This is a genomic window from uncultured Xanthomonas sp. (assembly GCF_964278005.1).
GTDB classification, from domain to species: domain Bacteria; phylum Pseudomonadota; class Gammaproteobacteria; order Xanthomonadales; family Xanthomonadaceae; genus Xanthomonas_A; species Xanthomonas_A sontii.
In genome coordinates this window covers 172,134-185,133 of sequence record NZ_CAXYKF010000001.1, presented here as the reverse complement: position 1 = coordinate 185,133, position 13,000 = coordinate 172,134, and the positions used below count along the sequence as shown (strand labels likewise).

The window sequence follows — 13,000 nt, the reverse complement described above, 5'->3', positions numbered from 1 at the left end:
CGGCCATCTTCCTTCGCATCGCCGCCCGGTCGCCCCATGGGACACGATCACAGCCACGCCCCCACCGAAATCCGCCACGAGCAGCCCCTGTGGTGGGCGCTCGGTCTCACCGCGCTGTTCCTGGTGGTGGAAGTGGCCGGCGCTTTCCTCACCAACAGCCTGGCGCTGCTGTCCGACGCTGCGCACATGGCCACCGACACGCTGGCGCTGATGATCGCGCTGATCGCGGTGCGGCTGAGCCGGCGCCCGCCCGATGCCAAGCGCAGCTACGGCTACGCGCGGCTGGAGGCGCTGGGCGCGCTGGTCAACGGCGCGCTGCTGTTCGTGGTGGCCGGCTACATCCTGTGGGAGGCGGTGCAGCGCTTCCGCCAGCCGCAGGAGATCGCCACCGTCGGCATGCTCGGCATCGCCGCATTCGGCCTGCTGATCAACCTGATCTCGATGCGCCTGCTCAAGGCCGGCAGCGGCGAGAGCCTCAACATGAAGGGTGCCTACCTGGAAGTGTGGAGCGACATGCTCGGCTCGGTCGCGGTGATCGTCGGCGCGCTGGCGATCCGCGTCACCGGGTGGAAGCTGATCGACCCGATCCTGGCGGTGCTGATCGGTCTATGGGTGTTGCCGCGGACCTGGGTGCTGCTGCGCGAGGCGATCAACGTGCTGCTGGAAGGCGTGCCCAAGGGCGTGGATCTGGGCGCGGTGCGCGGCTATCTGCAGGCCGCGCCCGGCGTGGCCAGCGTGCACGACCTGCACGTGTGGGCGCTGGCCTCCAGCACGCCGGCGCTGACCGCGCATGTGGTGGTCGCCGACGGCGATGACGCCGATGCCGTGCGCGCCGCGCTGTGCGATGGCCTGCATGCGCAGTTCGGCATCGATCACATCACCCTGCAGATGGAAGCCGGCCATTGCGGCGCTACCCCGTGCGGCACGCCGGCGGCGGGCGAGGGTGGTGGTCACGATCATCACGGGCATGGTCACGCGGACCACGATCACGATCATGCCCATCCCGCACATGGGCACGGCCGCATGCAGGGGCATTCGCACTAGCAGCACGGCTGCGTAACGGCGTTCGTGCAGGTGCGGCGTTGTTCTGGTTTGGGATTTGTCGTCCGCGCGCACCTGGAATGCCGAGTGCGACTGAAGGGCGCCTGCAGCGACCTGCTTTCCCCACAATCAAGCTACGGGCAGCTTGCTTTGTGGGGATCACCTGTCATGCAGCAGCGCCTGGCGAAGCGGCCATGCTTTCCGATGGCGTAATGCGTCGGGACTGAAGTCCCTCCCACAGTACGCCCGGCGAATTCGCCGCAAGATCGCGTGGGAGCGGCTTCAGCCGCGACGGGTCTTGCCGGGAAACGCCCGCCGCGGCTGAAGCCGCTACCAAAGGGGCGCGACCCGTCGTTATGGGAGGTGCCCTGACGCACGCTTACAGAAGGCGTGCGCGCGCCTCACACCACCGGTTCGCGCAACGCCGGCGACTCCCAACCCGGTCGCGGGGCGAAACGCTCGCCGTAGCGCGTGTGCAGGGCGCGCAGGCGCGCCAGCAGCACGTCGGCGCCGGCGGCGCGGATGTGCTGGATCGGGCCGCCGCGGAACGGGGCGAAGCCGGTACCGAAGATCACGCCGGCATCGAGCAGGTCGGCGTCGGCGACCACGCCCTCGTGCAGGCAGGCCACCGCTTCGTTGAGCAGCGGCAGGATCAGGCGGTCTTCCAGGTCGTCCGGCGTGCGGTAGTCCTTCGGCAGTTCGGGCTTCTTGGCGCGGCCGTTCTCCCAGGCGTACAGGCCCTGGCCGTCCTTCTTGCCGCGCTTGCCCGGCTCCACCGTCTGCAGCGCCGCCGGAATCGGCAGGCCCAGGAACGGCGCCAGTTCCGCGCCCACGCCGGCGGCCACGTCCAGGCCCACGGTGTCGATCAGTTCGATCGGGCCCATCGGCATGCCGAACTTGACCGCGGTCTTGTCGATCGCCGGGCCGGGAATGCCTTCGGCATAGGCGGTGGCCGCTTCCAGCATGTACGGGAACAGCACGCGGTTGACCAGGAAGCCCGGGGTGCCGGCGACCGGCACCGGCAGCTTGTCGATCGCCTTGCAGAAGGCGGCCAGCCGCTTCTGGTTTTCCGGCGCCAGGCCGTCGTGGCAGACGATCTCCACCAGCGGCATCTGCGCCACCGGGTTGAAGTAGTGCAGGCCGCCGAACTGCGCCGGGCGCTGGATGTGCTCGCGCAGTTCGGTCAGCGGGATCGAGGAGGTGTTGGTGCTGAGCAGCGCAGTCGGCTGCATGCGCGGCTCCAGCGCCTGGTACAGCTCGCGCTTGGCCTGCGGGTTCTCGATGATCGCCTCGATCACCAGGTCGGCGCTCGGCACGCCCTCGCCGGCCAAATCGCCCTTCAGGCGCGCCGCCACCGCCGGGCGCTTGCTGTCGTCCTTGACCCGCTTGGCGAACAGCTCGCCGGCGCGGCTCAGCGCCCCGTCGATGAAGCGCTGCTCGCGGTCCTGCAGGGTCACCTCGAAGCCCTTGTAGGCCGACCAGGCGGCGATGTCGCCGCCCATCACCCCGGCACCGACCACGTGCACGTGGCGGATGCCGTGCTCCTTGCCGCCCAGCGCCTTGAGCCGCTCGGTGAGGAAGAAGATGCGGATCAGGTTGCGCGCGGTCGGGGTGCTGGCCAGCTTGACCACCGCCTTGCGCTCGGCGTCCAGGCGCGCCTGGATGCCGCTGCCGCCGCTGCGTTCCCACACCCCGATCAGCGCGTACGGCGCCGGGTAGTGCTCCTTGCGCGCCTTGCGCGCCACCTGCTTGCGCATCTGCGGCGCCAGCAGCTTGCGCGCCGGCCAGGTGTTGGTGGCCCAGGCGGTGGCGCGCTGCTTGAAGGGGCGGGCGCTGCCGGACAGCGCCAGCGCCACCGCGGTATCGGTGAGCACGGCCGGCGCGGCGACCTTGTCGACCAGGCCCATCGCCCGCGCCGCCGAGGCCGACACGGTGCGCCCGGTGAGCATGAGGTCCATCGCCGCCGGCGCGCCGATCAGCCGTGGCAGGCGCGCGCTGCCGCCCCAGCCGGGGAAGATGCCGAGCTTGGTTTCGGGCAGGCCGATGCGGGTGGAGGCATCGCTGGAGGCGACGCGGTAGCGGCAGGCCAGGGCGATCTCGGTGCCGCCGCCCATGCAGAAGCCGTGGATCGCCGCGACCGTGGGGCAGGGCAGTTCGGCCAGTTTCTGGAAGGTGGCCTGGCCGCGGCGGATCGCGTCGTTGACGGTGCCGCGGCGGTCGAATTCCTGGAATTCCTTGAGGTCGGCGCCGGCGATGAAGCCGTTGTCCTTGGCCGAGCGGATCACCACGCCCTTGGGCGGATCGATGGCAATGCGCTCGAGCAGATTGCCCAGCTCCAGCAGCACGTCCTGCGACAGCGCGTTGACGGGCGCGTCCTGGCGGTCGAGGCTGAGCACGACGATGCCGTCGCCGCGGATGTCCGCTTGCCAGTGACTGAATCGGAGCCCGTCGAAGCCTGAAAGCATGGGGAGGACCATCCGCTTGTGTATGGAGAAGATCGTTATCATCCAGAGGTTGTTTCCGTCGCGTCAAATCCCAATCCAGGGGAATTGAGGCGCGTCCCGCGACCGCTGGCCTTGCGCCAGCCTAACGGAACGCCGGTTAACGTCGTGGGGCGGCGATCCGCTGAGGGGCGCTGAACTTTTTTCCGAATTGGCGGTCAGAGGGTCCGACGTAGGTTGGGCTGACAGGAGTGCGGCCCGCTATGGCCGATGTCGAAACACCCCAGGAGCTGGACCTTGAACTGGTCCGGCGTGTGCAGCGCGGCGAAAGCGCGGCGTTCGATGTGCTGGTGCGCAAGTACCAGCATCGGATCGTCGGCCTGATCGGGCGCTACATCGCCGACTGGAGCGAATGTCAGGACGTGGCCCAGGACACTTTCATCCGCGCCTACCGCGCGATCGGGAGTTTCCGCGGCGACGCCCAGTTCTCCACATGGTTGCACCGGATCGCCGTGAACACCGCCAAGAACTACCTGGTCGCGCACAACCGCAGGCCGCCCACCGACGACGTCGATGTGCTCGATGCCGAGCAGTTCGACAGCGGCACCCGCCTGCGCGACACCGACACGCCCGAACGCGAGTTGATGCGCCAGGAGCTGGAGCGCACGGTGATGAAGGCGGTCGACGCCTTGCCGGAAGAGTTGCGCACCGCCATCACCCTGCGCGAGGTGGAGGGCATGAGCTACGAGGACATCGCGCAGAAGATGGGCTGCCCGATCGGCACCGTGCGTTCGCGGATCTTCCGCGCCCGCGAGGCCATCGACGCCGAACTCCGTCCCCTGCTGGATACCGACAGCGCCACCCGTGAGCGACACCGCGTATGACCGATAGCACGCCCTTTCCCAAGCCTGTGCCGGCGCCCGACAGCGCCGCGCCGGACAAGTTCGAGCTGCACTACCGGCAGCAACTGTCCGCCCTGATCGACGGCGAACTGCCGGCCGACGAAGCACGCTTCGTGCTGCGCCGGCTGCAGCACGACGAGGAATTGTCCGGCTGCCATGAGCGCTGGCAGCTGTGCGGCGACATCCTGCGCGGCCGTGTCAGCGTGCCGGCGCCCAGCGATTTCAGTGCGCGCGTGCGCCAGGCGGTGGCCGCCGAAGCGCAGCAGGCCGCGCGTGCCGATGCAGCCAGCGCCGCCGGCAAGCGTCGCACCTGGCGCTGGGGCGGCAGTGCCGCCCTGGCCGCTTCGGTCGCGCTGCTCGCGCTGTTCGTGACCCAGCGCCTGCCGCAGACGCCCGAGGCGTTGGCGCCGGCGCAGGTCGCCGATGCCACCGCGCCGAGCCCGGCACCGGCCGCCACCACGCCGCAGGTCCCGACACCCGCGCCGGCACCGGCCGATCCGCAGGGCGATCTCGCCGCAGCCGTCGCTGCCGCGCCGGCAATGGCGATCGCCGCCAATCGTCGCCAGGAGGCGGCCGCGGCGGCGCGACGCGAGGCCACCCGTAGCGCACAGGCCGCGCGCACCCGCAGCGTCCCGGCCGAGCCCGCCTATGCCGCAGCGGCGCCTACCAAACCGCAGGCCAAGGCGCCGGCGCAGACGCCGTTCGTTGCGCCGGTCGCGCCGCCGACGATGGTCGCGCAACGCGCCAGCGATCCGTTCGGGCATCCGGCGACGCCGCTGCAGGCCCGGCCGTGGCCGCGCTCGACGCTGCCATCCGCCGATGCCGGGAGCGAATTCACCGCCAGCTTCCCGCACAGCGGCGCGGACCCGGCGGCGTTCTATCCGTTCGAACCCCGATTGCCTGCCGACGCCGTGGCCAACCCGCCGCTGCATCCGCAGCCCTGACCCCGCGCGCCGGCAGGCGTCCGTGCCTCATTCCGGCGCGTGGTCCCCGTTGCTTCGTCCCCTCGTTGTTCCCCTTCCCGAACCGGAGGCTTGCGTCCGATGACTCACCGTATCCGCCACCATCTGTTGGGCCTGCTGGCGCTGACCGTGCCGCTGGCCGCCTGCGCGCAGCAGCCCAGTCCCAGCGCCGCCAGCGCCCCGCCGCCGGCCGCGCAGGCCGCGCCGGCGCCGCAGCTGGTCGGCAACCTTCCCGACTTCACCCGCCTGGTCGAGCAGGTCGGCCCGGGCGTGGTCAATGTCGAGACCACCATCAGCCGCCGCGCCGCGGCCGCACGCTCCGGCGGCGGCATGCCCGACGACGACCAGATGCCCGAGTTCTTCCGCCGCTTCTTCGGTCCGGACGGCATGCCGGGCATGCCCGGGCAGCCGCGCGGCGGCCGCGGCGCGCCGGACGACGACGATGGCGCGCCCGCCGGCCGTTCGATGGGCTCGGGCTTCATCATCTCGCCCGACGGCTACGTGCTGACCAACCACCACGTGGTCGATGGCGCCAGCGAGGTCAAGGTCAAGCTCACCGACCGCCGCGAGTTCACCGCCAAGGTGGTCGGCAGCGACCAGCAGTACGACGTGGCGTTGCTGAAGATCGACGGCAAGAACCTGCCGACGGTGCGCATCGGCGACTCCAACCTGCTCAAGCCTGGCCAGTGGGTGGTGGCGATCGGTTCGCCGTTCGGCCTGGACCACTCGGTCACCGCCGGCATCGTCAGCGCCACCGGCCGCAGCAACCCCTACGCCGACCAGCGCTACGTGCCGTTCATCCAGACCGACGTGGCGATCAACCAGGGCAATTCCGGCGGCCCGCTGCTCAACACCCGCGGTGAGGTGGTCGGCATCAACTCGCAGATCTTCTCCGCCTCCGGCGGCTACATGGGCATCAGCTTCGCGATCCCGATCGACCTGGCGATGAGCGCGGTCGAGCAGATCAAGAAGACCGGCAAGGTCACCCGTGCCCAGCTCGGGGTCATGGTCGGCGCCATCGATTCGCTGAAGGCGCAGGGCCTGGGCCTGCCGGACACCCGTGGCGCGCTGGTCAACCAGCTGGTCCAGGGCAGCCCGGCGGCCAAGGCCGGGCTGGAAGTGGGCGACGTGATCCGCACGGTCAACGGCACCGAGATCGGCGCCTCCAGCGACCTGCCGCCGATGATCGGCGCGATGCAGCCGGGCGCCAAGGTGCGCCTGGGCATCCTGCGCGACGGCAAGCCGCGCGAGCTGACCGTGCAACTGACCGCGCTGGCCGACGACGCCCAGGCCAGTGCCGGCCCGGCGCTCGGCGACAACGCCGCCCCGGCCACCGGCGCCAACGCGCTGCTCGGCATCGACGTGGCCGACCTGGACGCGGCCACCCGCCAGCAGTTGGGCCTGGAGCCGGGCAAGGGCGTGCGCATCACCGCGGTCACCGGCCGCGCCGCGCGCGAGGCGCAACTGGTGCCGGGCATGGTGATCCTGCAGGTCGGGCGCGCCCCGGTCGGCAGCGTGGCGGCGCTGAACCAGCAGTTGAGCGGCTACAAGAAGGGCGACGTGGTGATGCTGTTGATCCGCGTCCGCGACACCACCAGCTTCGTCGCGGTGCGCGCCGGCGGCTGATCCCGCGTGCCCGGCCGCGGCCGGGCGCCGTCCCGGGCATCGACCCAGACCGGTCGGCGCCCCGGGGCGGGGGGCGAATCCGGCGGCCGTCACCAGCGGCCGCCGGCCATGCGATAATGGCCCGTTATCCTGACGACGGTCCTGGCCGCCGCCCACCTCATGTCCTCTGATTCGATGCGGAACATCCGCAACTTCTCCATCATCGCCCACGTCGACCACGGCAAATCGACCCTGGCCGATCGCATCATCCAGCTCTGCGGCGGCCTGCAGGCGCGCGAGATGGAAGCGCAGGTGCTCGACTCCAACCCGATCGAGCGCGAGCGCGGCATCACCATCAAGGCCCAGTCCGTGTCGCTGCCGTACACCGCGCAGGACGGGCAGGTCTACCACCTGAACTTCATCGACACTCCCGGCCACGTCGACTTCTCCTACGAGGTCAGCCGCTCGCTCGCCGCCTGCGAGGGCGCGCTGCTGGTGGTGGACGCGGCGCAGGGCGTGGAAGCGCAGTCGGTGGCCAACTGCTACACCGCGGTGGAGCAGGGCCTGGAAGTGGTGCCGGTTCTGAACAAGATCGACCTGCCCACCGCCGACATCGACCGCGCCAAGGCCGAGATCGAGGCGGTGATCGGCATCGACGCCACAGACGCGGTGCCTGTCAGCGCCAAGACCGGGCTGAACGTGCGCGACGTGCTGGAGGCGATCGTGCACCGCATCCCGCCGCCGGTGCCGCGCGACACCGACAAGCTGCAGGCGCTGATCATCGACTCCTGGTTCGACAACTACCTGGGCGTGGTCTCGCTGGTGCGGGTGATGCAGGGCGAGATCAAGGCCGGCGACAAGCTGCTGGTGATGTCTACCGGCCGCACCCACCAGGTCGACAACGTCGGCGTGTTCACGCCCAAGCGCAAGGTGCTGCCGGCGCTGCGCGCGGGCGAGGTGGGCTGGGTCACCGCCAGCATCAAGGACGTGCACGGCGCGCCGGTCGGCGACACCCTGACCCTGGCCGGCGACCCGGCCAGCAAGCCGCTGCCGGGCTTCCAGGAGATGCAGCCGCGCGTGTTCGCCGGCCTGTTCCCGGTCGATGCCGAGGACTACACCAACCTGCGCGAGGCGCTGGACAAGCTGCGCCTGAACGACGCGGCGCTGCGTTTCGAGCCGGAGAGCTCCGAGGCGATGGGCTTCGGCTTCCGCTGCGGCTTCCTCGGCATGCTGCACATGGAGATCGTGCAGGAGCGCCTGGAGCGCGAGTACAACCTCGACCTGATCAGCACCGCGCCGACCGTGGTCTACGAGGTGCTGAAGACCGACGGCTCGATCATCAGCATGGACAACCCGGCCAAGCTGCCGCAGTTGAACATGGTCGAGGAGATCCGCGAGCCGATCATCCGCGCCAACATCCTCACCCCCGAGGAATACATCGGCAACATCATCAAGCTGTGCGAGGAAAAGCGCGGCAGCCAGATCGGCATCAACTACCTGGGCAGCCAGGTGCAGATCAGCTACGAGCTGCCGATGGCCGAGGTGGTGCTGGACTTCTTCGACAAGCTCAAGTCGGTCAGCCGCGGCTACGCCTCGCTGGACTACCACTTCGTGCGCTTCGACGCCGGCCCGTTCGTGCGCGTGGACGTGCTGATCAACGGCGACAAGGTCGATGCGCTGTCGCTGATCGCGCACCGCAGCCACGCCGACCGCCGCGGCCGCGAACTGTGCGAGAAGATGAAGGACCTGATCCCGCGGCAGATGTTCGACGTGGCGATCCAGGCCGCGATCGGCTCGCAGATCATCGCCCGCACCACGGTCAAGGCGATGCGCAAGAACGTGCTGGCCAAGTGCTATGGTGGCGACGTCTCGCGCAAGAAGAAGCTGTTGGAAAAGCAGAAGGAAGGCAAGAAGCGCATGAAGCAGGTCGGCCGCGTGGAAATCCCGCAGGAAGCCTTCCTGGCCGTGCTGCAGATGGACAAGTAGCTGGGAGTCGTGAATAGGGAATGGGGAATCGAAAGAGCGCATGCTCTTGCCTTCCCGATTCCCCGTTCTCCATTCCCGATTCCCATTCCGAAGGAATAAGAATGAAATGGTTTGAAATCGCGCTGGTGGTCCTGACCTTCGCCACCGGCATCATCACCCTGCTGGACAAGCTGTTCTTCGCCAAGCGCCGCGCCGCGCGGGCCGGGTTGCTCGACAGCGAGCCGGTGATCGTCGACTACTCGCGGGCGTTTTTTCCGGTGCTGGCGGTGGTGCTGATCCTGCGCAGCTTCATCGCCGAGCCGTACAAGATCCCGTCCAGCTCGATGATGCCGAACCTGCTGGTCGGCGATTTCATCCTGGTCAACAAGTTCTCCTATGGCTTCCGCCTGCCGATCACCAACCAGAAGATCATTCCGGTCGGCGAGCCCAAGCGCGGCGACGTGGTGGTGTTCAAGCCGCCGCACAAGCCGGACGAGAACTGGATCAAGCGCGTGATCGGCCTGCCGGGCGACCGCATCGGCTTCCACGGCGACACCCTGTACATCAACGGCACGCCGATGAAGTACAAGGTCATGGGCGAGTACGTCGGCAAGGGCAAGGGCGCGGAAATGACCGGTGCCACGCTGCTCACCGAGTACCTGCCGGGCCGCACCCACACCGAGCTGGAGTGGATCGACCGCAACAATCCGGCCGGCCAGGGCGACTGGGTGGTGCCGCCGGGCAAGTACTTCGTGATGGGCGATAATCGCGACAACAGCGAGGACAGCCGGTTCTGGACCCAGACCCATTTCCTGCCCGAGGAGAACCTGCGCGGCAAGGCGTTCCTGATCTGGCTCAATTGCGAAGGCTGGTTTTGCAGCGGCAGTTTCGATCCGTCGCGGATCGGGACGACCATTCAGTGACTTGCGTGAGGGGAAGCGCGATGAAGCACAAGCAAAGTGGCATGACCTTGACCTCGTTCGTGATCGTGCTGGCGGTGGTCGGATTCTTCGTCTACATCGGCATGAAGCTGTTCCCGATGTACATGGAGTTCTACGCCGTCCGCTCGGCGATGAAGGGCCTGGCGACCGAGGCCGGCAGTGCCGAGATGGATCCGTCGCAGGCCAAGGCCTCGCTGTTCCGGCGCCTGGACATCAACAACTCGGACAACGTGAAGCCGGGCGACGTCACCTTCGAGCGCACCGACACCGGCGTGAAGATGCACGTGGCCTACGAAGTGCGCCGCCCGCTGATCGCCAATCTGGACGTGGTCGGCAAGTTCGACGCCACCCAGGACCTGACGACGCGTGGTGGCCAGTAAGACCATCCTGCGCGGTGACCGCATCGGTCACCGCTTCGCCGAGCCGCAGTTGCTGGCACAGGCGCTGACCCATCGCAGTGCCGGCGCACCGCACAACGAACGCCTGGAATTCCTCGGCGACGGCATCGTCAACCTGCTGATCGCCGAGGCGCTGTACCAGCGCTGGCCCAAGGCCGACGAAGGCGCGCTGACCCGTGCCCGCGCCGAACTGGTGCGCGAGGCCTCGCTGGCCGCGATCGGCCGGCAACTGGAATTGGGCGAACGCCTGACCCTGGGGCCGGGCGAGATGAAGTCCGGCGGCCATCGCCGCGACTCGATCCTGGCCGATGCGGTGGAGGCCGTGGTCGCGGCGATCTACCTGGACGCCGGCTTCGAGACCTGCCGCGCCACCATCCTGCCCTGGTTCGAGGCCGCGCTGGCGGCGTTGCCGGTCGGCAAGGTGGAGAAGGACGCCAAGACCCGCCTGCAGGAATGGCTGCAGGCCCGGCAGCGGACCTTGCCGGCCTACGAACTGATCAGCGAGACCGGCGACGACCACGCCAAGCTATTCCGGGTACGCTGCGTACTCGCCGAGCCCGCCCTGGTGACCGAGGGCGAGGGCACCTCGCGGCGCCTGGCCGAGCAGCAGGCCGCCGCCGCCGCCATCGAGCAACTGGATTCGAGCAAGTGAACGAACAAGCCACTCCCCCTTACCGCAGCGGCAGCGTGGCCGTGATCGGCCGCCCCAACGTGGGCAAGTCCACCCTGACCAACGCCCTGGTGGGCGCCAAGGTCAGTATCGTCTCCAATCGGCCGCAGACCACCCGGCACCGGCTGCTGGGCATCGCCAGCTTCCCGGCCGGGCAGTTGCTGCTGGTCGATACCCCCGGCCTGCACCGCGAGCAGAAGCGCGCCATGAACCGGGTGATGAACCGCGCAGCGCGCGGCTCCCTGGAAGGCGTGGACGCCGGCCTGCTGGTCATCGAGGCCGGGCGCTGGGACGAGGAGGACACGCTGGCGTTCAACGTGCTCAGCGACGCCGGCATCCCGGTGGTGTTGGTGGTCAACAAGGTCGACCGGCTCAAGGACAAGACCGCGCTGCTGCCGTTCCTGCAGCAGGTCAGCGAGGGCCGCAGCTTCGCCGCGGTGCATCCGATCTCCGCGCTCAAGCGCAAGGGCCTGGAGGCGCTGGTGCGCGACCTGCTGGCATTGGTGCCGGAAGCGCCGCCGATGTTCGGCGAGGACGAGATCACCGACCGCAGCCAACGCTTCCTGGCCGGCGAACTGGTGCGCGAGCAGTTGATGCGCCAGCTCGGCGAGGAACTGCCGTACGCGACCACCGTGGAGATCGAACGCTTCGCCGAGGACGGCGCGCTGCTGCGCATCGGCGCGGTGATCTGGGTCGAGCGCGAAGGCCAGAAGGCGATCGTGATCGGCAAGGGCGGTACCCGCCTGAAGGACATCGGCGCCAAGGCCCGCCAGCAGATGGAACGCCTGTTCGGCGCCAAGGTGTTCCTGGAGACCTGGGTACGCGTGCGCGAGGGCTGGTCCGACGACGAAGCCGCGCTGAAGGCGTTCGGGTACGGGGAATAAGCCGGGAATGGTGAATCGGGAATCGGGAATCGGATTTCCGCGCCTCCCGGACAATCATGGCGTGCGTAGGGGCGGCTTCAGCCACGTGCGCTCCCCCGGTAACGCCCGCCGCGGCTGAAGCCGCTTCTACACGACGCTGGCTCCTTCCGTTCGTTGGACGATGATGCGGCCAGGGACGGCATGCTGTTCCATTCCCTATTCCCCACTCCCCATTCCCAGCCCCTGCAGCCTTGATCGAGCACGAACCCGGTTTCGTCCTGCACGCCCGGCCCTGGCGCGAGACCAGCCTGCTGGTGGAGGTGCTGAGCGTGCATCACGGCCGGCTCGGCGTGCTGGCGCGCGGCGTGCACGGGCCGAAGAAGCAGGCCTTGCGCGCGGCACTGCAGCCGCTGCAGTCGATCCGCTTCAGCGCGCAGCGCCGCGGCGAACTGGCGCAACTGCGCGAGGCCGAGGCGATGGATGCGGCGCCGCGGCTGAGCGGCGAGGCGATGCTGGCCGGCTTCTACATCAACGAACTGACCCTGCGTCTGGCGCCGCGCGACGATCCGGCGCCGGACCTGTATCTGGCGTACGCGCGGGTGCGCGCGCGGCTGGCCGCCGAAGCGCCGCTGGCCTGGTCGCTGCGCTGCTTCGAGCGCGACCTGCTGGAGGCGCTGGGAGTGGGATTCGACCTGCGCAACGACGGCGACGGCGACCCGATCGACCCGGCCGCGCGCTACGTGCTCGACGCCGAGCACGGGCCACGCCGGCTGCTGAGCGACCGCGGCCACGATCAGCGCAGCGGCATGGCCACCGGGCGCGCCCTGCTGGCGCTGGCCGACGATACCGAACCGGCTGCCGAGGATCTGCCCGGCCTGCGCCGCGGCATGCGCGTGGTGCTGCTGCACCACCTCGGCGGGCGCGGCCTGAAATCCTGGGAAATGGTCGAGGACCTGGCGCGGCAGCGCAGCGCCAGCGCCGCGGGCATCGCGCCGGCTGTCGCCGATCCCGAACCGCCGCAGGACGATCCGCCGCCATCGGATGCACCCGGCGTCGCCGCAATGCCGGCGTCGGCAGCGCCCGCGGCGACATCGGAGCCGGACGCCGAGCTGGATGCGCAGCGCGATGCGACGTCGACGTCCGTGCCAGAAGCGCCGCCGCGGTCGCCGCCTTCCGCGGCGTCGTGAGCGCGGCGGATCGACGGCGCGAGCG

10 protein-coding genes and 1 pseudogene are annotated in these 13,000 nt (G+C 69.4%); 10 read left to right on the top strand and 1 reads right to left on the bottom strand.

The window, feature by feature from the left end; genetic code table 11:
* The first annotated feature begins 36 nt into the window (after positions 1–36).
* Positions 37–1,044, top strand: coding sequence for a cation diffusion facilitator family transporter (locus tag ACHWVH_RS00775; RefSeq protein WP_284467606.1), 1,008 nt, complete (start codon positions 37–39; stop codon positions 1,042–1,044).
* A 398-nt stretch (positions 1,045–1,442) separates the two neighbouring features.
* Here ACHWVH_RS00775 and ACHWVH_RS00770 read toward each other — a convergent pair whose 3' ends face one another.
* The gene (locus ACHWVH_RS00770) at positions 1,443–3,506 is read right to left on the bottom strand and encodes a 3-hydroxyacyl-CoA dehydrogenase NAD-binding domain-containing protein (protein ID WP_295927022.1); all 2,064 of its coding nucleotides are present in this window, start codon (positions 3,504–3,506) and stop codon (positions 1,443–1,445) included.
* A gap of 239 nt (positions 3,507–3,745) precedes the next feature.
* Between ACHWVH_RS00770 and rpoE the strand changes: the two genes are divergently transcribed.
* From rpoE to recO, 9 genes and pseudogenes are all read left to right on the top strand, one after another.
* Complete coding sequence (rpoE, locus tag ACHWVH_RS00765; protein WP_010340494.1) at positions 3,746–4,366, top strand: RNA polymerase sigma factor RpoE; 621 nt, start codon at positions 3,746–3,748, stop codon at positions 4,364–4,366.
* A complete protein-coding gene (locus ACHWVH_RS00760; protein WP_394686465.1) occupies positions 4,363–5,328 on the top strand; it encodes a sigma-E factor negative regulatory protein in 966 nt (321 codons plus the stop codon). The genes rpoE and ACHWVH_RS00760 overlap by 4 nt, the downstream gene beginning before the upstream one ends.
* A gap of 99 nt (positions 5,329–5,427) precedes the next feature.
* Positions 5,428–6,972 (top strand): DegQ family serine endoprotease, encoded by a 1,545-nt coding sequence (locus ACHWVH_RS00755; RefSeq protein WP_267121188.1) that lies wholly within the window; start codon positions 5,428–5,430, stop codon positions 6,970–6,972.
* Positions 6,973–7,146: 174 nt separating this feature from the next.
* Positions 7,147–8,937, top strand: a complete 1,791-nt coding sequence (lepA, locus tag ACHWVH_RS00750; protein ID WP_295927273.1) for a translation elongation factor 4 — start codon at positions 7,147–7,149, stop codon at positions 8,935–8,937.
* Positions 8,938–9,038: 101 nt separating this feature from the next.
* Positions 9,039–9,839: a signal peptidase I gene (lepB, locus tag ACHWVH_RS00745; protein ID WP_010340595.1), complete on the top strand. Its 801-nt coding sequence runs from the start codon at positions 9,039–9,041 to the stop codon at positions 9,837–9,839.
* Between the two features lie 20 nt (positions 9,840–9,859).
* Entirely contained in the window at positions 9,860–10,237 is a 378-nt protein-coding gene (locus tag ACHWVH_RS00740) for a DUF4845 domain-containing protein (RefSeq protein WP_010340596.1), read from the top strand.
* Positions 10,227–10,907: a ribonuclease III gene (gene rnc, locus ACHWVH_RS00735; RefSeq protein ID WP_026143959.1), complete on the top strand. Its 681-nt coding sequence runs from the start codon at positions 10,227–10,229 to the stop codon at positions 10,905–10,907. Before ACHWVH_RS00740 ends, rnc begins: the two co-directional genes overlap by 11 nt.
* Entirely contained in the window at positions 10,904–11,809 is a 906-nt protein-coding gene (gene era, locus ACHWVH_RS00730; RefSeq protein WP_010340598.1) for a GTPase Era, read from the top strand. Before rnc ends, era begins: the two co-directional genes overlap by 4 nt.
* Positions 11,810–12,039: 230 nt before the next feature.
* Positions 12,040–12,756: pseudogene (gene recO / locus ACHWVH_RS00725) on the top strand (DNA repair protein RecO); the annotation flags it as partial.
* Between the last annotated feature and the right edge of the window lie 244 nt (positions 12,757–13,000).